Source organism: Collinsella sp. OM08-14AT, from assembly GCF_003438115.1.
Lineage (GTDB): Bacteria > Actinomycetota > Coriobacteriia > Coriobacteriales > Coriobacteriaceae > Collinsella.
This window is the reverse complement of record NZ_QSTE01000018.1, coordinates 1-21,324: the sequence shown is the minus strand read 5'-3', so window position 1 is coordinate 21,324 and position 21,324 is coordinate 1. Positions and strand designations below refer to the sequence as shown.

Genomic DNA, 21,324 nt, shown 5'->3' with positions numbered 1-21,324 from the left:
ATTATGGTAAAGATTCGAGAGAAGCAAACCGAGCAGCTCGAGAAGGCTGCCTCCAAGGGGCTCAAGCTCGGTGGCTGGAAGAAGATGACGCTGTCTTCTAAGATTGCCGCCGTCGTGCTGGTGCTGGTCGCCCTGACTGCGATTCTGGCGCCCCTTCTTGCCCCCTATAGCCCGGTCGAGATCTTTACGGCTCGCCAGGCTCCCGGCAACGGATTTATCTTCGGTACCGACGATAAGGGTCGCGACATTCTGTCGCGTATGCTCTACGGTGGTCGTTACTCGCTGATTATCGGCTTTGGCGCCACTGCTATGGCTCTGGTCTGCGGCTCGGTCGTGGGCGCCCTTGCAGCGGTTTCGCGCAAGGCCGTCTCCGAGACGATCATGCGTATCTTGGACATCATCATGTCCATCCCGGGCATCGCCCTCGCGGCCGTCTTCGTCTCCATCCTGGGCAACTCCGTGCCGTCGATCATCTTCGCCATCGGCTTTATGTACACTCCGCAGATTGCCCGTATCGTGCGCGCCAACATCGTGTCCGAGTACGGCGAGGACTATGTCCGCGCGGTCATCGTTTCCGGCGCCAAGGCTCCGTGGATTTTGATCAAGCATGTTCTGCGTAACTGCATCGCCCCGATCATGGTCTTCACCGTTACCCTGGTCGCCGACGCCATCATCTTCGAGGCCTCGCTGACCTTCATCGGCGCTGGTATTCAGGAGCCCACCGCTACCTGGGGCAACATCCTCGCCGACGCCCGCGGCGGCGTGCTCGCCGGCCGTTGGTGGCAGGCGCTGTTCCCGGGCCTGGCCATCATGATCACCTGCCTGGCACTCAACATCCTCTCCGAGGGCATTACCGACGCCATGGCCGCTGCTCCCTCCGCCGCCCTGGATCCGACCGATTCCTCCAAGCGTCGCGAGGCCGACCTGCTGGTCTCTGACCCCGTTCGCGCCTACAAGGAGCAGGCCCAGTCCCTCTCCGCTCGCCTTGGCGCCCTGCGCGATGTCGAGCTCAAGCGTGACGATCGCCATGTGCCCGACGAGTCTGTCGAACCGATCCTTTCGGTCCGCGATTTCTGCATCCAGTTTGAGCATCACGGCGATATCAACGTCGTCGACCATGTCAACTTTGACGTCCGTCCTGGTCAGACCATGGGCCTGGTGGGCGAGTCCGGTTGCGGTAAGTCCATCACCACGCTGGCCATCATGGGCCTGACCGACGATGACGAGCACCTTTCCGGCGAGGTCCTCTGGGAGGGCCGCGACCTGCTCAAGATGAGCAAGAAGGAGTGGTTCGGCCTGCGCGGTACCGATATCGCTATGGTCTATCAGGACGCCCTGTCCTCGCTCAACCCCTCCATGCTCATCTCTGCCCAGATGAAGCAGCTCACCAAGCGCGGCGGCACCCGCAGCGCCGAGGAACTCCTGGAGCTCGTGGGCCTCGACCCCAAGCGTACGCTCGAGAGCTACCCGCATGAGCTTTCCGGTGGCCAGCGTCAGCGTGTCCTGATCGCTATGGCCCTTACCCGCGACCCCAAGCTGGTCATCTGCGACGAGCCCACGACCGCTCTGGACGTTACCGTCCAGAAGCAGGTCATCAAGCTGCTCAACGACCTTCAGGCCAAGCTCGGCTTTGCCATGATCTTCGTCTCGCATGACCTGGCGCTGGTCGCCGAGGTCGCCCATAACATCACGGTTATGTACGCCGGTCAGGTTATCGAGCAGGCGCCCACCAAGGAGCTGCTCACTAACCCGATCCACGAGTATACCCGCGGTCTTCTGGGCTCCGTTCTGTCCATCGAGAGCGGTTCGGGCCGTCTGCACCAGGTGCCCGGCGCCGTTCCGAGCCCGCGCGATTTCCCCAAGGGCGATCGCTTCGCGCCCCGCTCGAGCCATCCGCGCATTGGCCTGGACACCCGTCCGGTCTTCAAGCGCGTGCCCGGCACCGAGCACTTCTATTCCGAGCTCCCCGACGAGGTGCTCAAGGCAAATGGTTTGACCCCTCACGCGGAGGTGATGTAGATGAGCGAGACCGCAGTCAACGGCGTCGAGCCGATCATCTTCCTTGATGACGTCCACGTCACCTTTAGGACCCGTACCGGCTCGATTCTGCACCCCAACCTGGTTCACGCCGTCCAGGGTGTAACGATTAGGCTCATGCCCGGTCAGACGATCGGCATCGTCGGCGAGTCCGGTTGCGGTAAGTCCACCACCGCCAACGTCATGTGCGGCCTGCAGGCCCCCACGAGCGGCAAGGTCTACTTTAAGGGCAAGGACGTAACCAAGCGTACCGCCGAGGACCGTCGCCACATGGGTCGCGTCATCTCGGTCGTGTTCCAGAACCCGGCCACGGCGCTCAACCCCCGCATGGTCGTTCGCGAGCAGCTGCTCGATCCCATGCGCGTCCACAATCTGGGCACCGAGGCCGAACAGGAGAAGCGCGTCAAGGAACTCCTGGAGCTCACCGGTCTGCCCAGCTCCGCCGCCGAGGTTCTTCCCGGTCAGCTTTCGGGCGGCCAGCGCCAGCGCGTCGCAATTGCCCGTGCCCTGTCGCTGAACCCCGATGCCATCATCGCCGACGAGCCCACCTCGGCTCTGGACGTTTCGGTCCGCGCGCAGATTCTGAACCTGCTGACCGACCTTAAGAAGGAGCTCGGCCTGGCCATGGTGTTCATCAGCCATGACATCCAGACGGTCCGCTATATCTCTGACGACATCATCGTTATGAATGGCGGCAAGATCGTCGAGCAGGGCGAGGCCAAGCAGGTCTTCCAGCACCCCCAGGACCCCTACACCAAGATGCTGCTCGGCGCTGCGCCGTCGCTGCTGCATCCCAAGCTCGGCGAGTAGTCTCGCTTTCCCTCCCGTGCGCCCGGTTCCCTTGCCGGGCGCACCTCCGTTGCGATTTCGAAAGGTTGGGTTCACGAGCCATGCCAAGTGCTCAGGAGCTGCAACAGCAATTTGGTGAATATCGAGGCGCCATGCCCCGTCCATCAGATTTCGATCTCTTTTGGAAGGATCGCATGGCCGAGGCCGACGCCGTCGGGCTTGACTATGCGATCGAGACGGCATCGGTCACCGATGCCGTGACCTGCCAGCTTTTCGACCTCTGGTATACCGGCATGTGTGGCGCTCGCCTGCATGCCAAGTACCTTAAACCCGTCTCGGACGAGCCCGTGCCATTGGTACTTCAGTTCCATGGGTATCCGGGTGCAAGCCGCAGCTGGTTTGAGCAGGCGTCGTTTGCGGGCATGGGCATGGCACTCATCGCCCTCGACTGCCCCGGCCAAGGAGGTCCCTCCGAGGACATTGGTGGATTTGAGGGCACAACGGTCGCGGGCCATATCGTCGCCGGTATCGACGGCGACCCGGCCAACCTCTACTATGTCCGCTTGCACCAAGATATTCGCATCCTGTGCCGCATCGTTCGCGAGCTCGAGGGCATCGATCTTGCCCGTGTGTTTGTGAACGGCGCGTCGCAGGGCGGCGGTTTGGGCATTGCGACCTGTGCACTTAACAGCGAGCTTATCAATCGCGCCGCCATCCTCTATCCCTTCCTGTCGGATTTCCGCCTGGTCTGGGATTTGGATGCCGACGACATTGCCTACGAGGGCCTGCGCTATTGGTCTCGCTGGTTTGACGAGGACTCGACTCGTATCGACGTAGCCTATGCCAAGCTGGCGTACTTCGATTCCAAGAACTTTGCCCCTATGGTCAAATGCCCCGTGCTGTTTGGCACCGGCACAGCCGATACCGTCTGTCCGCCAGCGACGCAGTTTGCGGTCTATAACAACCTGACCTGTGAAAAGCGTCATGAGTTCTTTGAAGGCTTTGGCCACGAGGAGATTCAGGATTTTGACGATCTGATCATTCCGTTTTTCTGCAAGGGAGGGGAGGCTTATGTCTAAGTGCGAGAGCAATGTCAATGAGCTGATTGTCTCCGACCTTGTGGGGATTCCCGGAACGGTCTCGTCAAGGCTCGCTGATTTCCGGGATTGGCGCGGTGATGCTTCTGCGGATGTTTCCGAATTAGAGATAGCCGCTTCGGACCTTGAGGTTTGCGGGCCGAGTATTACGGTGATCGATTTCGCCAATCCGTATGCCCGCTACTCCGAGGTTTCCTTTGAGCTTGGTGGCGATGTGGTCCACGCACGCTTGATTGAGCCTGCCGGTCGCGCCCGAGCATCCGAGCTTGTGCCGCTATGTCTGATGTTTCACGACATCGACCGACCCGTGCGGGGATGGCATCACATGACGAGGTTTGCGGCCATGGGATATGCCGTGCTTGCGCTGGACGATGAGGCGATTGGATCCAGCGAGCTGCAGCAGGGGATTGCCTCTCCTGCTTTTGTCAAGCGCGTCCGTTGGGGTTGCGCGATGGCGAAGGTGGCGCGCAATCTTGATGGCGTGGACCCCGACCGCATCTTTGCATGGGGCGAGGGCCTTGGCGGCGGAGTCGCGCTGGCGGTTTCTGCTCTGGACGAGCGGGGCCTCGCCTGCACGGCGGTTGCCAATCCGCTTCCTGGCGGCCTCGAGGCGCTGTCGTCTCGGGTGCGCGGATCGGTGCTCATGGGCACATCGCTTATGGATACCGTGAGCGATCCCAAGGATCAGTTTGCCGTATTCAACGGTCTTGAGTGTGACCGGAGGCATATCATCTATGCAAAATACGCTCACGAGCGCATCAATGCGTTCGAAAACAAAGTCGTCGACTTCTTTAACCAAACGTTCTACCCGTGTTCTTTGGCCTAGACGGCCTGGACACTGCCAACAAGAGTGGGCGGCATAGGGCTGCCCGCCAGACAGCTAAGGAGATTCTTGTGGCAACTCAGAAATTCACCGGCGTTATCCCTCCCGTCGTTGTTCCCGATACCGAAGACCACCAGCTCGATGTTGCCTCCTTTGAGCGCAGCATCAACCGCATGATCGATGCCGGCGTCGATGGCTTGTTCTTCCTGGGCTCCTCGGGCGAGGTTGTCTTCTCCACCGACGAGCGTCGCCGTCAGATCATCGCCGAGGCCGTCCGTATCGTCGACCACCGCGTTCCCGTTCTGGTCGGCATCATCGACACCGAGACCGAGCGCATGATCGAGCACGGCAAGGTCGCTCAGGAGCTGGGCGCCGATGCGCTTGTCGCCACCTGCCCGTTCTATGCTCTGCAGGGCATGACCGAGGTCGAGGAGCACTTCCGCATCCTGCATGAGGAACTCGACCTGCCCATCTTCGCCTACGACATCCCCGTGTGCGTCCACACCAAGCTCCCCTGGAAGCTCCTTGCCAAGCTCGGCGCCGAGGGCGTTCTGGCCGGCGTCAAGGATTCCTCGGGTGATGACATCTCGTTCCGCTACCTCGTTCAGGAGAACGAGAAGAACGGACATCCGATGAGCATCCTCACCGGTCATGAGGTTGTTGTCGACGGCGCCTACCTCGGTGGCGCCGACGGTTCCGTCCCGGGTCTCGCCAACGTTGAGCCCGAGGGCTACGTGCGTCAGTGGAAGGCCGCCCAGGCTGGTGACTGGGCTACCGTCAAGGCCGAGCAGGATCGCCTCAATGAGATTTCGCACATCTGGGATGTCACCTCTGGCGTCCAGGGCTATGCCGGTGGCGTTGGCGCCTTCAAGACTGCTATGAACCTCATGGGCATCTTCGACAGCCCGACCATGCCGCGCCCGGTGAAGGCCATGACCGGCGAGAACGTCGAGGCGATTAAGAAGGTCCTTCAGGACAACGGTCTGCTGTAGTGCTTTCCCAGGCGCCCAACCTCGCGCCTCAACCGTGCGGCCATGACCCATTAGGTCAATGGCCACACGGTTTCTCGGCGATTTCGGGCACCTGGAAAACCTTTACCGCGCTGTGACGGCTAGCCTGACGGCGCATTTCCTGTAGTTGTTTTTTATCTCCTAAGGAGAGCGACATGGAGAACAAGTACGTCTGCTCTGTCGATATCGGCGGAACTAAGATCGCGACTGCCATCATGGAGTACCCGGCTGACGGCAGCGTGCCCCATCCCGTTTTTGAGGCCGAGGTTCCTACCGAGGCCCAGGAGGGCGGCGAGGCCGTATTCCAGCGTATCGAGGCGTCCATCAAGGCTGCTCTCGAGTCGAATCCCGATGTCGAGGTCCTTGGCGTCGGTATCGGTGCCGCCGGCGTCGTCGATCCCAAGACGGGCGCCATCGCGTATGCCAATGAGATCATGCCCGGCTGGTCCGGCGTTCAGTTGGGGCCGCGTCTGCGCGAGGACCTCGGTCTTCCCGTTGCCGTCGTAGGCGACGTGCAGGCTCATGCTCTGGGCGAGGCCCACTGGGGCGTCGGCAAGGGCAAGTTCTCCGTCTTGTGTCTTGGCATCGGCACGGGCATCGGCGGCGCATATGTCGAGAACGGCCGCGTGATGCAGGGCTTCCATGGTGCTGCCGGCCATATGGGCCACATCGAGTGCTCGGCTGCCGCCGGCATTCCCTGCGCCTGCGGGCGTTCCGGCCATCTGGAGTCGGTTGCTTCGGGCACTTCCATTGGTCGAATGTACGATGAGCGTTTTGGCCGCGTCGACCCCAGCCGTCCTTCGGTCGGTCGCGATGTGAACGACCTGTGTCGTGCTGGCGACGCAAAGGCGACCGAGGTCATCCATGACGCCGGCTTTGCGCTGGGCGCCAGCTTGGGCTCGCTTGCCAATATTCTGGATCCAGAGGTCATCGTGCTTTCGGGCGGCGTAATTCATCAGGGTCCCGATTGGCGTTCGCAGACGTGGAAGGACTCGGTGCACGAGGGCTATGCCAGCCAGGCGCTCGACCCGCTTCAGGACACGCCGATCCTCATCGGTTCTCTGGAGGGCGACGCGCCGCTTATCGGTGCCGCCGAACACCTTCTTGCGTCGTTGAAGTAAACATAACTACCAAGTGCGCCTTCTGAGGTGCCGCAGATTGACGTGAAAGAGGAGCGAAGCGTACTTCGGTACGCGAGCGACGGTTTGAACGTCAAGGTGCGGTGTCTCAGAAGGCTGTTTTGAGAAAGGTTGAGTCGCACATGACCGTTGATCCTTTGATTCAATCCCTGAAGGGAAAGCTCGTCGTGAGCGTTCAGGCGTATATGGGCGAGCCGCTTCGTACGCCCGAGACCATGGCTCAAATGTCTCGCGCTTGCGAACTCGGCGGCGCCGCCGCCATTCGCTGCCAGGGCCTTGCCGACATTGCCGCCATTAAGGGTCGCTGTGAGGTTCCTGTTATTGGCCTATGGAAGGATGGACACGAGGGCGTTTACATCACGCCGACGCTGCGTCACGCCCGCGCATGCGTTGCTGCTGGTGCCGATATCGTGGCGATCGATGCCACCGATCGTCCGCGCCCCGATGGCAAGACGGTCGAGGATACCTTCCGTCCGCTGCACGAGGAGGGTGTGCTCCTGATGGCGGATTGTGCCACCATCGAGGACATTCGCCGTGCGGTTGATATGGGCTTCGACCTGGTATCTACCACGCTCTCTCACGGTGTCGCCGCCATCGACTGCACCATGGCCGATGGCCCCGACCTGCCGCTCCTGCGTCAGGCGACCGAGGAATTCCCCGGCCTTCCCATCATTTGCGAGGGTCGCGTGCATACGCCCGAGGAGGCTCGCGCCGCGATCGATGCTGGCGCCTGGGCCGTTGTCGTCGGCACCGCCATCACGCACCCCACGAGTATTACAAGTTGGTTCAAGGCTGCGCTTGAGGCGTAAGACAGGCCTCGTATCCGCTCGGGGCGGTATACTCAATAAAGGCAATTGACCGCGCGGGATCCGGGTTGCTGGGTCCCGTGCTTGTTTTCGGGAGGCAGCACATGCAAAAGGGAGATGCCATGGATGCGGCGGAGCGCTCGGAGCGCATCCCCGATATCGTCATCATCACCGGAATGTCCGGATCGGGCCGCACGCAGGCCATGCACGTGTTCGAGGACATGGGCTATTTTTGCATCGATAACCTGCCTCCGCGTCTGATCGCCCAGCTTGCCGAGCTCGTCGGCATTAATACGGGCGTGGGCAGGCATCTCGCCGTCACCTGCGATTTGCGTAGCCAGGGCTTGTTCGATGAGCTGCTCGATGCGGTCGCCGCGCTCGAAGAGCGCGAGATGAGCTGCGACATCGTGTTCCTGGAGGCTTCTGACGAGGTACTGATTCGTCGCTACAGCGAAAATCGCCGCCGTCATCCCATTGCCAAGCCGGGGGAGACTACGGCCGATGCGATTCAGCGCGAGCGCCTGCAGCTGCAGGGTGTGCGCGATCGAGCCGATATGATTATCGACACGAGCCGCCTACGCACCTCTGCGCTGCGCAACAAATTGCGCATGGCGTTCTCCGAGTTGTCCGACCAGCAGCTCATGGACGTTCACGTGTTCTCGTTTGGCTTTAAGCACGGTATGCCCGTCGAGGCGGACATTATGATCGACGTTCGCTTCCTGCCCAATCCGTTCTACGATCCCGAGATGCGCACCATGACCGGTCTCGATAAAAAGGTCTCCGACTTTGTTCTGGACCATCCCAAGACCCAGGAGTTCTGGAAGGCCTGGACGCAGCTGCTCGATACGGTGATGCCGGGCTATATCGCGGAGGGTAAGCCGCAGCTTTCTATCGCCATCGGCTGCACGGGCGGACAGCACCGTAGCGTCGCCATCGCCGAGGCCACGGCCCGTTACCTGGAAGGCGCCCAGTATCACGTGAGCATCTCCCACCGCGACCTGTCGCGCGCCAACACGAAGGCATAGGCCTGCATGTCGTTTACCGCCGAGGTGCGTGACGAGCTTGCGCGCTGCGAACCCGAATGTGAATACTGCGATTTGTCGACGCTTGCCGCCCTGACGCGTGTGAGCGGTACGCTTTCGTTGGCCGGCTCCGGGCGGTATCGTTTGACGGTCGCGACCGAGACGGGAGCCGTCGCGCGCACGATGATCACGCTGACGCATCGCATTCTTAAGCTCAAAACGGAATTCACCGTTCGTAAATCGGTCTTGCATAAGGTCCGTAACTATCTCATTACCCTGCCCGATCAACCCGACCTGGACAAGGCTCTGGTGCTGCTGGGCATTCTAGACCGCAGGGGAGGGCTCGTCGCTGGTGTTCCCCGACACATCGTTGCCCGTCCCTGCTGCAGGCTTGCCTACATCCGCGGCGCGCTCATCGCGGGCGGCTTCGTGGCCGATCCACGCGGCGATTTTCATTTGGAGATCGCGGTGCAGGGCGAGCAATATGCTAAGGGGCTTTGCGACCTGTTGGGGCAGATTGGGGTCCATGCTCGTGTTAATGCACGGCGGGGGTCATATGCCGTGTACATTAAGAGCGCCGAGGAAATCGAGCATCTATTAAAGCTGATTGGTGCCAAGCGCAGCGTTGCCGAGATTGAGGAGGCGCGCGCGGTCAAGTTGGTTAAGAACGATGTGAACCGTCGCGTGAACGCCGAGCTCGCCAACCAGACCAGAAGCGCCGGTGCTGCCCAACATCAGCTTGCGCTTATCGATGAGCTCGAGCAGCGCGGCCTTCGCGATGCGCTTCCGGATGCCTTGGCGGTCTTTTGCGACCTGCGCGAGCGCTATCCCGATCTGTCGCTGCGTGATTTAGGTGAGATGGCTGACCCTCCCTTGTCGAAGTCGGCCCTCTACCATCGAGTTTTGAGGCTTGAAAAGCTCATTGAAGCAAACCGGTAGTTTAAAGTATCGACTTATATACGGATTTAGCTGCTATTTTATTCTTTAAAACGTTTTAACGTAAATTTGATTTTCAATTTCGACTATTCTCGTGAAATTCAAGTCAAAAAAAAGGTATATTAGGCGAGTGGTTAGTTTGTGGGCCTCAACGGCGGGCGCTGTAGCTTGCGGGGGCCTTACGAAAGGAGACACAATGGCAGTAAAGGTTGCTATTAACGGCTTCGGTCGCATCGGTCGTCTGGCTTTCCGTCAGATGTTCGGTCATGAGGGCTCCGAGATCGTCGCTATCAACGACCTCACCTCTCCCGATATGCTCGCTTACCTGCTGAAGTACGACTCCACGCAGGGCAACTACGCTCGCGATCACGAGGTCGTTGCTGGCGAGGATTCCATCACCGTTGACGGCAAGGAGATCAAGATCTACAAGGAGGCCGACGCCAACAACCTGCCTTGGGGCGACCTCGACGTCGACGTCGTTCTCGAGTGCACCGGCTTCTACACCAGCAAGGCTAAGGCTCAGGCCCACATCAACGCTGGCGCCAAGAAGGTCGTCATCTCCGCTCCGGCCGGCAGCGATCTGCCCACCATCGTGTACAACGTCAACCACGAGACGCTGACCGCTGAGGACAACATCATCTCTGCTGCTTCCTGCACCACCAACTGCCTCGCCCCGATGGCCAAGGGTCTGAACGACTTCGCTCCCATCGTGTCCGGCATCATGACCACCATTCACGCCTGGACTGGCGACCAGATGCCGCTCGACGGCCCGCAGCGCAAGGGCAACAAGCGTCGTAGCCGCGCCTGCGCCGTCAACATCGTCCCCAACACCACCGGTGCTGCCAAGGCTATCGGCCTGGTTCTCCCCGAGCTCAACGGTAAGCTCATCGGTGCCGCCCAGCGCGTCCCGACGCCGACCGGCTCCATCACCAACCTCTACGCTGTCGTTGACAAGAAGGTCACCGTCGACGAGGTCAACGCCGCTATGAAGGCCTACGCTGCCACCATCTCCGAGACCTTCGGTTACAACGAGGACGACATCGTCTCCACCGACATCATCGGCGAGACCCACGGCTCCATCTTCGACGCCACTCAGACCATGTGCTCTGATCTCGGCAACGGCCAGACCCTCGTTCAGGTCACCTCTTGGTACGACAACGAGAACTCTTACACCTCTCAGATGGTCCGCACCATCAAGTACTTCGAGAAGTTCGTTGCTTAATTTAGCTTTTAGCGAATAGCTCGTTGAGCGTCTAAAGAAGGGCGCGGCCTTATAGGGCTTACACCCTAGGGTCGCGCCCTTTTTATAGGAAATCGTCTGCCGTAATGGGAGGCAGACACGTACGAAAGGTAGAAGCAAACATGGCCTTTACCAAGAAGACCGTCCGCGACATCGATGTCGACGGCAAGCGCGTTCTCGTCCGCGTTGACTTCAACGTGCCTATCAAGGATGGCGTCGTTGGCGACACCACCCGCATCAAGGCTGCCCTGCCCACCATCAACTACCTCGTTGAGCACAACGCTCGCGTCATTCTCATGAGCCACCTCGGCCGTCCCGAGGGCACCGGCTTCCAGCCTGAGCTCTCCCTTGAGCCTGTCGCCAAGAAGCTCGCTGAGCTCTCTGGTCTCGATGTTGCCTTTGTCGCCGACACCTACGGCGAGAAGGCTGCTGAGGCTGTCGCCGCCGTCGAGCCGGGCAAGGTCCTCGTTCTCGAGAACGTCCGTTTCGACAAGCGTGAGAAGAAGAACGATCCCGAGATCGCCAAGAAGCTCGCTTCCTATGGTGACGTCTTCGTTCTCGATGCCTTCGGCACCGCTCACCGCGCCCAGGGTTCCGTCGTGGGCCCCGCCGCTTACCTGCCTGCCGTCGCCGGCTTCCTGCTCGAGAAGGAGGTCGACACGCTGACCGGCATCTTCGCCGAGCCCGAGCGCCCCTTCGTCGCTATCGTCGGCGGTTCCAAGGTTTCCTCCAAGATCGGCGTTCTCGATCACCTCATCGACTCCGCTGACACCCTGATCATCGGTGGCGGCATGGCCTACACCTTCTTCCTGGCTCAGGGCCTGACCGTCGGTCAGTCCCTCAAGGAAGAGGACTGGGTCGAGCGCGCCGGCGAGATGCTCAAGAAGGCCGAGGAGAAGGGCGTCAAGATCCTGCTCCCCATCGACAACCGCGTTGCCGATCACTTTGGCGAGGACGCTGTCCCCGAGGTTGTCGCTTCCGACGCTATCCCCGACGATCGTGAGGGCATGGACATCGGCCCCAAGACCGAGGAGCTCTACGCCGAGGCCGTCAAGGGCGCCAAGACCGTGTTCTGGAACGGCCCCATGGGCGTCTTCGAGTTCGACAACTTCGCTCACGGCACCCAGGCTATCGCCGAGGCCGTCGCCGAGGCCGACTGCACCTCGATCATCGGCGGTGGTGACTCTGTCGCGGCTGTCAACAAGTTCAACCTGGCCGACAAGATGAGCTGGATCTCCACCGGTGGTGGCGCTTCCATGGAGCTCGTCGAGGGTAAGGCCCTGCCCGGAGTGGAGGCGCTTCTCGATGCCTAATCGCACCCTTCTTATCGCTGGTAACTGGAAGATGAACAACGACGTCGCCGAGGCCGCCAAGCTCGCCGACGAGCTGGCTCAGGCTCTGCCTGAGGTTCCGGCTGGCGTCGAGGTGCTCGTCTGCCCTCCGACCATTGACATCACCACGGTTCATGACCGCATTCAGGCTGCCCCCATCGCCCTCGGTGCACAGAACGTGTACTGGGAGGCCAAGGGTGCCTTCACCGGTGAGTCCTCTTGCGACATGCTCAAGTCCGCTGGCTGCACCTACTGCATCATCGGTCACTCCGAGCGTCGCGACTACTTCCACGAGACCGACGAGGACCAGAACAAGAAGGCCAAGGCCCTCGTTGCCGCCGGTCTTGTTCCCGTCTTCTGCTGCGGCGAGTCCCTCGAGGTCCGCGAGGCTGGCACCTATGTCGAGCACGTCGTGAACCAGGTCAAAGCTGGCCTTGCTGGTCTTGAGATCACCTGCCCCAAGCAGGTCGTCGTCGCCTACGAGCCCATCTGGGCCATCGGCACCGGCAAGACCGCTACCGCCGAGGACGCTCAGGAGGTCTGCGGCGCTATCCGTGAGACCCTCAAGGAGATGTTTGGCGAGGAGCTCGCCGACGGTATCCGCGTCCTGTACGGTGGTTCCGCTAAGCCCGGCAACATTGCCGAGCTCGTCGCCAAGCCCGACGTTGACGGCGCCCTCGTGGGCGGCGCTTCGCTCAAGGCTGCCGACTTCGCCTCTATGGTCGTCAAGGCAGGCGAGTAGGACATATGGCACAGCGTCATCTTCCTGCACTCCTGATCATCATGGATGGCTGCGGCCTTGCTCCGGCTGATGGCGAGAACGCCGTCGCCGCTGCCAAGACGCCCTTCCTTGATAGCCTGTACGAGAAGTATCCTCACACCACGCTCGGTGCTTCGGGCGAGGACGTGGGCCTTCCCGACGGCCAGATGGGCAACTCCGAGGTGGGTCACCTCAACATCGGTGCCGGCCGCATCGTGTTCCAGGAGCTTTCGCGCATCAACAACGCCATCAAGGACGGCTCCATCGCCAAGAACGAGGTCTTCGTCAAGGCTATGGACGACGTCAAGGCTGACGGCAAGACTCTCCACCTTATGGGCCTTATGAGCCCTGGCGGTGTTCATTCTCACATGAACCACGTCGAGGCTCTGGTCAAGATGGCTGCCCAGCATGGCGTCAAGACCGTTCGCGTCCACGCCTTCATGGATGGCCGCGACGTCGACCCGCAGTCCGGTGCCGGCTACATGAGCGAGTTCTGCGCTTTTCTGGCTAAGATCTCCGAGGAGACCGGTTGCGACGCTCGCGTTGCCACCGTTTCGGGCCGCTATTGGGCCATGGACCGCGACAACCGCTGGGAGCGCATCCAGCGTGCCTACGACGTCATGGTCAACGCGTCCGATGCCGATACCGACCCCGTTGCCGGTATCAAGGCCTACTACGAGAAGGATCCGCGCGGCGACGAGTTCGTCGAGCCCTTTGCTGCCCACAACGAGGGCATTCACGAGGGCGACGCGGCCATCTTCTTCAACTTCCGTCCCGACCGCGCTCGTCAGATGACTCGCGTGTTCACGGACAAGGAGTTCGACGGCTTTGAGCGCGAGCAGATTAAGCTTTCGCACTTTGTGACGATGACCGAGTACGATCCGACGTTTGACGTCGAGGTCGCCTTCCCCAAGACGTTCCCCGAGAACGTTCTGGCCGACGTTATCGCCGCCAATGGCCTGAAGCAGCTGCACACCGCCGAGACCGAGAAGTACGCCCATGTGACGTTCTTCCTCAACGGCGGCATCGAGGAGCCCAAGGAGGGCGAGGAGCGCGTGCTCGTCGCTTCCCCCAAGGTTGCTACCTACGATCTGCAGCCCGAGATGAGCGCTCCCGAGGTTACCGAGAAGCTCGTCGCCGCTATTAACGAGGATCGCGCTGATTTCTACATCGTGAACTTCGCGAACTGCGACATGGTTGGCCACACCGGTGTCTTCGACGCCGCCGTTAAGGCCGTCGAGGCTGTTGACGATGCTCTGTCCAAGGTTGTCCCGGCGATTCTCGCCAAGGGCGGCTTTGCGCTGATTACCGCCGACCATGGCAACGCCGATCACATGTTTGACGTTGCTTCCGACGGTTCCAAGCATCCGTTTACGGCTCACACCACCAACCGCGTGCCGTTCATCATCGTTGATGATAAGGCCAAGCTCACCGGTATCGAGGACGGCCGTCTTTCCGATATCGCTCCGACCATGCTCACCATGGCTGGTATTGAGCCTTCCGCCGAGATGACGGGTCGCGTGCTCGCCACCGAGGCCTAATAGAAAACAAATACCGTTTTCTAGTAAGGGGGTTGTCCACAACCGGACGACCCCCTTTTTGGTATTTCTGCCATTTCTACCCCGTCCCTAAATGGCAGGTGGGGGAGTGTTGAAGGTTGTGGTACAGTACTGGAGTTTGAATTGTTCTATTAAGGAGCTTATCTATGGGTCCGTTCCAGATTCTTCTGTTTGTCGTTTGGGCTGTTTCTGCCGTGGCGCTGACGATTCTCGTTCTGATGCATTCCGGTAAGGGCACCGGCGTTTCGGATATGATCGCTAGCTCGCTGTATAACTCCAGCTCTGCCACGGGCGTCATGGAGCAGAACCTCGATCGCCTGACGGTAATTATGGCCGTCGTTTTTGCTGTGTGTGTCGTTCTGTGCATGTTCTTCTTCCCGCAGGGCATCGTCGGCTACTAAGCATCGGCGTATATACGTTTGTAAAGGGTCCCGCATGTGCGGGGCCCTTTTTGTTTACAGACTTGTAATAGAGTCAAAATATCCCCACATACTTCGCCTAACTAAAGAAATTCTCGACCGTTAACCGGAATTAGCGCCATATTGTGCATAAAATGCGCTACTGTATTGCGAAACGTTGGTCCGCACTGCATAACCAGCCATAACGGCGGACCGCGTTTGAATGGTTCGATCGGGCTGTCTTGACGTTGCCCGGCCGAATTCACTTTGTCCTATCTCATAAGGAGGATGGCATGGCTGATTCTATGTTCCACCAGCCCGTTATGGGTCGTCGCGCCTTTGTTGGCGGCACCCTCGCTGCGAGCTCCATGGCTTTTCTTGCCGCATGCGGCAAGAAGGGCGGCGACGCTTCCGGTTCTGAGTCCGGTTCGACGCTGAACTTCTACATCAACAACCCGGTCTGCATCGACCCCTACAACGTCCAGGAGGATCAGGGCACTCAGGTCGAGTACCAGCTCTTCGACGCTCTGACGGAGTACGATAACGAGAAGGGCGAGATCGTTCCGCTGGCTTGCGAGTCCTTTGAGGCTAACGACGACGCCACCGAGTTCACCTTCAAGATCAAGAAGGCCAAGTTCCACAACGGTGACGACGTTACCTCCAAGTCCTTCAAGCTCGGCTGGGAGCGCCTGGTCAACACTAAGTCGGCCATCGCTACCGAGTATGGTCCTTCCGAGGTCTCCTACCACCTTTCCATGGTCGAGGGCTATGACGATCTGCTTGCCGGTAATGCTACCGAGCTGTCCGGCGTTACCTGCCCGGATGACGAGACCCTCGTCGTCAAGCTGACTTCCGCCTACGCCGACTTCCCCTTCGTCGCCTCTCACCCGGCTCTGTCCCCGGTTCCCGAGTGCGCCGAGACCGATGTCAAGAGCTTCTATCTTGCCCCGGTCGGCAACGGCCCGTTCATGATGGACGGTAAGTGGGAGGATGGTCAGGAGATCAACCTCAAGAAGTTCGACGATTATTATGGCGACAAGGCCAAGATCGACGCCATCCACTTCCAGGTCATCAAGGACGTGGAGACCGCTTACAAGGAGTTCCAGGCCGGTAACCTTGATGTCTGCGACGTTCCCGTTGCTCAGATCGACGCCGCCAAGAAGGACCGCGGCGAGTCCAAGGATGGCTACACCATGAGTGATGGTGCGCGCATGCTGCTCGGTTCCGAGCCTTCCACGTACTATCTGACGTGCAACACCACGGCCGAGCCGTTCAACAACGCTGACCTGCGTAGGGGCATCTCCCTGGCTATCAACCGTGAGGCCATCTGCAAGACCATCTTCAAGGGCACCCGTACCCCCGCTGACGGCATCGTTCCTCCGGGAATCGCCGGCTACAAGGAGGGCGCATGGGAGTTCTGCGCCTACGACGTCGACAAGGCTAACGAGTACCTCGACAAGGTCGCTCCCGCTGGCGCTAACGGCGATCGTGGCATCAATGTGACCCTGTCCTACAACCAGGACGGCGGCCACAAGGAGATCATGGAGTCCATCATCGGCGACCTCGCCAAGGTGGGCGTCACCGCCGTCTCCGATACCCCTGAGTGGTCTGCCCTGCTCGAGCAGTATCAGAACTTCAACTATCAGTTCGGCCGTCTGGGCTGGATCGCCGATTACCCGATCATGGACAACTTCCTGTATCCGCTGTTCCACTCCGACTCCCTGGGTGGCGACAACCGCTCCGGTTACAGCAACCCCGACTTTGACGCCAAGGTTGACGAGGCCCGTGCCACGGTTGACGACGACGAGCGTATCGCCAAGATGCAGGAGGCCGACGCCATGGTCGCCGCCGACTGCCCGGTCATCCCGGTGATGTTCTACACGCACACCATCGCTGGCTCCGACCGCGTCAAGTACCTCTACGTTGATCCGCAGAAGCACGCCGATCTGGGTACCGCTGAGCTCGCCTAAGAGTTTTGCAGCTTCCGTGAGGGTCAAGTATTTACGTAGACCTCATGGGAAACATACAGTTCCCCCTAACCTGGGGTAAACTGGCTGATGGTAATTTTGGGATGCCGGTCTGGCGATCGGCATCCCATTTAGGTTAATCCCTAGATAGGGGAGTGGTATGGGTAAGTACATCGTTAAACGTGTGCTTCAGTTCATCCCGGTGTTTTTGGGCGTCACGCTGATTCTGTTCGCCCTCCAGAATATCGTGCCGGGAGATCCGATCAAGTTGATCGGTGGAGACAAGGCTCTGTCCCCCGAGGTAGAGCTTCAGCTTCGCGTACGCTATCACCTGGTCCAGACGGACGAGGACGGTAACGCGATCCTTGACGAGAACGGCGATCCCGTTCAGACGTCGCTTGTAGACCGTTATCTGTATTACATGAACGGTCTGCTTCATGGCGATCTGGGTAATTCGTACCAGCGCAAGCTGCCGGTTACGGAAATCTTTGCCCAGAAGTATCCGTATACGGTCAAACTCGCCGCGTGCGCCATCGTGCTCGAGGCGATCATGGGTATCGGTGCGGGTATCATTTCGGCGGTAAAGCGTTATTCCTTCTGGGATATTTTGGTAACGCTCACCACGTCGATCCTCGTTGCCGTTCCCGCCTTCTGGCTCGGCATGCTGCTGCAGCTGTTCTTCGGCGTCATCCTTAAGGATCTCACCGGCGGCGCATTCTCCATGCCGATTTCGGGTGCCGGCGGTTCCAGCTCTCAGTATCAGGATTGGATGCACTATGTGCTTCCGACCATTACGCTGGCTTCGGTTTCGACCGCTTATGCTGCCCGCATTATGCGTTCACAGCTGCTTGACGTCATGAACCAAGATTACATCCGTACGGCAAAGGCCAAGGGTCTCTCCAATCGCGCGATCATCATCAAGCATGCGCTTAAGAATGCACTCATCCCCGTCGTTACCTATATTGGTGTCGACTTTGGCGGCATGCTTTCGGGTGCCATCCTGACCGAAACGGTCTTTAACTGGCCCGGTATCGGCTATGAGGTCTATCGCGCCATTAGCATGCGTGACTGGCCCATCGTTATGGGCGGCGTTACGCTCATCGTCGTCGTCGTCATGGTGATCAACCTGCTCGTCGACATTAGCTATGCATTCCTCGACCCGCGCATCCGCCTTGGCGGTCCGTCGGATAAGGCCTAAGGGAGGTACGTCTCATGCAGGAAACTGATTCTCAGTCTCAGGAGCAGGCTACCGCCACCAAGGCCGCATCTGCTCCCGCCAAGTCCCGCACGCTGTGGGGCGACGCTTTTAAGCGTCTTCGCAAGAACAAGCTCGCCGTTATCGGTGTCTGCTGGATCATCGTCGTCGTTTTGGTTGCCCTGACCGCAGATCTGTGGGCTAAGCCCTGGCTCGGTTCGCCGACGGCTTCCGACTCGACCACCATGGCCGAGACGTCGCTGCTGGCTCCGTGTGCCGAGCACCCGTTTGGCACCGACGCCCTTGGCCGCGACATTCTCGTTCGTGTTATCTACGGTGCACGTGTTTCGCTTTCCGTCGGTATTATGGCCACCGCCATCTCCACGGTGATCGGTCTGGTCATGGGCGCCCTTGCCGGTTTCTATGGCGGCATCTGGGATACGATTATCATGCGCTGCGCGGACATCTTCCTGGCGTTCCCGTACGTGCTGTTCGTCGTCGCCATGATCGCCGTTATCGGCCGTGGCCTTCAGAACGTCTTTATCGCCATCGGTATTCTCGGCTGGCCTTCGATTGCGCGCGTCTTTAGATCCGCGATCCTCACGGTCAAAGAGAACGACTATGTTGACGCCGCCCGCGCCATGGGTGCATCCGATGCCCGTATCGTTATGCGCCATATCTTCCCGAACTCCGTTGCTTCCATCGTGGTCTACGCGACCATGAACATCGGCGGCGCTATTCTGACCGAGTCCGCTCTGTCCTTCCTCGGCATGGGCGTTATTCCGCCTACGCCTTCGTGGGGCTCCATGATTCAGGACGGTCAGCAGTATCTTCTGACTGCTCCCTGGATGATGATCATGCCCGGTCTGGCAATTCTCTCGACGGTGCTCGCCTTCACCCTGCTGGGTGACGGTTTGCGCGACGCCCTCGACGTCAAGATGAAGGACGCATAAGGATGAAGAAGAACAAGAACTATGTGGACCTGAAGGACCAGCCGGTTCCCGAGGGCCAGCATCTGCTCGAGGTCGATGACCTTAAGATGTATTTCCACACCGAAGATGGCGTTGTTCGCGCTGTCGACGGTGTCTCCTACACGCTCGATCGCGGCGAGACCCTCGGTGTCGTCGGTGAGTCCGGCTCCGGTAAGTCTGTGACCGCCATGACCATCATGGGTCTTATCTCGATGCCTCCGGGAAAGATTGAGGGCGGCGACGTTCGCTATCGCGGCCGTTCTATCCTCGAGATGACCGAGGAAGAGATGCAGCACATTCGCGGTAACGACATCGCGATGATCTTCCAGGATCCTATGACCTCCTTGAACCCGGTCTATAAGATCGGCAAGCAGGTGGGCGAGGGCCTTCGTCTGCACCGCGGCTACTCCAAGCAGGAGGCGCTCAAGCGCGCTACCGAGCTTTTGGACCTCGTGGGTATCCCCGAGCCCGAGAAGCGCGTCAATGAGTATCCGCACCAGTTCTCCGGCGGTATGCGTCAGCGTGTCATGATCGCTATGGCTCTTGCCTGCGATCCCGATATCCTGATTGCCGACGAGCCCACGACGGCTCTGGATGTTACCATTCAGGCTCAGATTATCGAGCTCATGCAGGAGATGCAGGAGAAGAACGGCAACGCCATTATTATGATTACCCATGACCTGGGCGTCGTCGCCGATATGGCCGATAAGATTATGGTTATGTACGCCGGCCGTCCCGTCGAGTTCGGTACTGCTGAGGAAATCTTCTACGAGAGCCGCCATCCCTACACCTGGGGTCTTATTCGCTCCATCCCGGAGCAGGCCATCGATGAGAAGAAGCCGCTGACGCCGATTCACGGCAACCCGCCTTCGCTCATGAACCTGCCCGAGGGCTGCGTCTTCTCTCCTCGCTGCCCCTATGCGACCGACAAGTGCCGCAAGCAGCGCCCCGAGCGCGTTGTCACCGAGTCCGGCCACTATTCTGCGTGCCATTATTCCGGTGACCCCGAGTTCCTCAAGAACGCCCCTGAGACGTCCCGCACGCGCAAGGATTCCAAGAAGGGAGGCGAGGCGTAAATGGCAGACAATAACGAGCGCACTCCGCTGCTGAAGGTCGAGCATCTTTCTAAGGAGTTCCCCGCAGAGTCCGGCATGTTCGCCAAGCGTTTTTCCAAGCGCGTCGTCTCTGCTGTGAATGACATTTCGTTCGAGATTTATCCGGGCGAGACCTTTGGCCTGGTCGGCGAGTCTGGTTGCGGTAAGTCCACCACGGGCCGCACCATCATGCGCCTGACCAAGCCGACGGCAGGTAAGGTGTTCTTCCAGGGCAAAGACGTTGCCGAGATGAGCAAGCATGAGATCAAGGACATGCGTCGTGAGATGCAGTTCATCTTCCAGGACCCCTATGCTTCGCTCAATCCTCGTATGACCATCGGCGAGATCGTCTCCGAGCCCATGACTATTCATGGCGTGGGCACCAAGGAGGAGCGCATTGAGCGTGTCCGTGAGCTGCTGGACGTCGTCGGCCTCAACCCCGAGCACATCAACCGCTATCCGCACGAGTTCTCGGGCGGTCAGCGTCAGCGTGTCGGCATCGCCCGCGCGTTCGCTCTGAAGCCCAAGCTGATCATCTGCGACGAGCCCGTTTCCGCTCTGGATGTTTCCATTCAGGCCCAGGTTCTGAACCTGCTCAAGGAACTTCAGGACAAGTTCGGTACGGCGTATCTGTTTATCGCCCACGACCTGTCCGTCGTGCAGCACATCTCCGATCGCGTTGCCGTTATGTATCTGGGTAAGATGGTCGAGGTTTCGGACTGGAAGACACTCTATAGCGAGCCGCACCACCCGTACACGCAGTCACTGCTGTCTGCCGTGCCGGTGCCCGATCCGGATATTCAGAAGACCCGCAAGCGCATCATCCTCGCTGGCGATCCGCCGTCGCCGCTAGATCCGCCGACCGGCTGCCGTTTCCACACGCGCTGTCCGATCGCGCAGGGCATCTGCTCCGAGAAGCTTCCTGAGTTTAAGGAAGTTGCCCCGGGCCACTGCTGCGCGTGCCACTTCGCCGAGCCGTTCCCGATCAAGGAATCGCACATCGACCTGTAGTCGGTTGTTCTCGTCCGGGCCCGCCCTGGTGTTACTTTTCAGAACGTCCTCGGACATGCAAGTAACCCCCGCTGCGCACTTCGTGCGGCGGGGGTTACTTGCGTCCTGACGCTCCTATTTGGCAAGGTGTTTTTTAGAA

Annotated in this window: 19 protein-coding genes; all 19 read left to right on the top strand. The window is 59.8% G+C overall.

The features are described from left to right. The first annotated feature begins 3 nt into the window (after positions 1–3). The 19 genes from DXC18_RS09100 (at position 4) to DXC18_RS09010 (ending at position 21,185) form a co-directional block, all read left to right on the top strand. Positions 4–2,019: a dipeptide/oligopeptide/nickel ABC transporter permease/ATP-binding protein gene (locus tag DXC18_RS09100; protein WP_035138893.1), complete on the top strand. Its 2,016-nt coding sequence runs from the start codon at positions 4–6 to the stop codon at positions 2,017–2,019. Continuing rightward, positions 2,020–2,847: an ABC transporter ATP-binding protein gene (locus tag DXC18_RS09095; RefSeq protein ID WP_089573612.1), complete on the top strand. Its 828-nt coding sequence runs from the start codon at positions 2,020–2,022 to the stop codon at positions 2,845–2,847. It abuts the gene before it with no gap. Between the two features lie 80 nt (positions 2,848–2,927). Beyond that, positions 2,928–3,905 carry an acetylxylan esterase gene (locus tag DXC18_RS09090; protein ID WP_117584274.1) on the top strand — a complete coding sequence of 326 codons (978 nt, stop codon included), beginning with the start codon at positions 2,928–2,930 and terminating at the stop codon, positions 3,903–3,905. Beyond that, positions 3,898–4,749, top strand: coding sequence for an acetylxylan esterase (locus DXC18_RS09085; protein WP_117584275.1), 852 nt, complete (start codon positions 3,898–3,900; stop codon positions 4,747–4,749). Before DXC18_RS09090 ends, DXC18_RS09085 begins: the two co-directional genes overlap by 8 nt. A gap of 68 nt (positions 4,750–4,817) precedes the next feature. Then, positions 4,818–5,738, top strand: coding sequence for a dihydrodipicolinate synthase family protein (locus DXC18_RS09080; protein WP_035138887.1), 921 nt, complete (start codon positions 4,818–4,820; stop codon positions 5,736–5,738). A 173-nt stretch (positions 5,739–5,911) separates the two neighbouring features. After that, positions 5,912–6,877 (top strand): ROK family protein, encoded by a 966-nt coding sequence (locus tag DXC18_RS09075; RefSeq protein WP_117584276.1) that lies wholly within the window; start codon positions 5,912–5,914, stop codon positions 6,875–6,877. A gap of 140 nt (positions 6,878–7,017) precedes the next feature. Further along, positions 7,018–7,704, top strand: coding sequence for an N-acetylmannosamine-6-phosphate 2-epimerase (locus DXC18_RS09070; protein WP_022094877.1), 687 nt, complete (start codon positions 7,018–7,020; stop codon positions 7,702–7,704). Between the two features lie 101 nt (positions 7,705–7,805). Continuing rightward, positions 7,806–8,726, top strand: a complete 921-nt coding sequence (gene rapZ / locus DXC18_RS09065) for an RNase adapter RapZ (RefSeq protein ID WP_022094878.1) — start codon at positions 7,806–7,808, stop codon at positions 8,724–8,726. A 6-nt stretch (positions 8,727–8,732) separates the two neighbouring features. Beyond that, the gene (gene whiA, locus DXC18_RS09060; RefSeq protein ID WP_099431435.1) at positions 8,733–9,662 is read left to right on the top strand and encodes a DNA-binding protein WhiA; all 930 of its coding nucleotides are present in this window, start codon (positions 8,733–8,735) and stop codon (positions 9,660–9,662) included. A 193-nt stretch (positions 9,663–9,855) separates the two neighbouring features. After that, complete coding sequence (gene gap / locus DXC18_RS09055) at positions 9,856–10,881, top strand: type I glyceraldehyde-3-phosphate dehydrogenase (RefSeq protein WP_022094880.1); 1,026 nt, start codon at positions 9,856–9,858, stop codon at positions 10,879–10,881. 140 nt (positions 10,882–11,021) lie between these two features. Next, entirely contained in the window at positions 11,022–12,212 is a 1,191-nt protein-coding gene (gene pgk, locus DXC18_RS09050; RefSeq protein WP_099431437.1) for a phosphoglycerate kinase, read from the top strand. Continuing rightward, positions 12,205–12,972, top strand: coding sequence for a triose-phosphate isomerase (gene tpiA / locus DXC18_RS09045; RefSeq protein ID WP_089572945.1), 768 nt, complete (start codon positions 12,205–12,207; stop codon positions 12,970–12,972). Before pgk ends, tpiA begins: the two co-directional genes overlap by 8 nt. A gap of 5 nt (positions 12,973–12,977) precedes the next feature. After that, positions 12,978–14,531 carry a 2,3-bisphosphoglycerate-independent phosphoglycerate mutase gene (gene gpmI / locus DXC18_RS09040; protein ID WP_117584277.1) on the top strand — a complete coding sequence of 518 codons (1,554 nt, stop codon included), beginning with the start codon at positions 12,978–12,980 and terminating at the stop codon, positions 14,529–14,531. Between the two features lie 164 nt (positions 14,532–14,695). Continuing rightward, on the top strand, positions 14,696–14,950 hold the full coding sequence (gene secG, locus DXC18_RS09035) for a preprotein translocase subunit SecG (RefSeq protein WP_006236144.1): 255 nt from the start codon (positions 14,696–14,698) through the stop codon (positions 14,948–14,950). Positions 14,951–15,240: 290 nt separating this feature from the next. Further along, on the top strand, positions 15,241–16,917 hold the full coding sequence (locus DXC18_RS09030; RefSeq protein WP_117584278.1) for an ABC transporter substrate-binding protein: 1,677 nt from the start codon (positions 15,241–15,243) through the stop codon (positions 16,915–16,917). A 157-nt stretch (positions 16,918–17,074) separates the two neighbouring features. Continuing rightward, positions 17,075–18,112, top strand: a complete 1,038-nt coding sequence (locus DXC18_RS09025; protein WP_089572952.1) for an ABC transporter permease — start codon at positions 17,075–17,077, stop codon at positions 18,110–18,112. Positions 18,113–18,126: 14 nt separating this feature from the next. After that, complete coding sequence (locus DXC18_RS09020) at positions 18,127–19,062, top strand: ABC transporter permease (protein ID WP_117584279.1); 936 nt, start codon at positions 18,127–18,129, stop codon at positions 19,060–19,062. Positions 19,063–19,064: 2 nt separating this feature from the next. Further along, entirely contained in the window at positions 19,065–20,156 is a 1,092-nt protein-coding gene (locus DXC18_RS09015; RefSeq protein ID WP_117564867.1) for an ABC transporter ATP-binding protein, read from the top strand. Continuing rightward, positions 20,157–21,185 carry an ABC transporter ATP-binding protein gene (locus DXC18_RS09010; protein WP_006236139.1) on the top strand — a complete coding sequence of 343 codons (1,029 nt, stop codon included), beginning with the start codon at positions 20,157–20,159 and terminating at the stop codon, positions 21,183–21,185. The last annotated feature ends 139 nt before the right edge of the window (positions 21,186–21,324 follow it).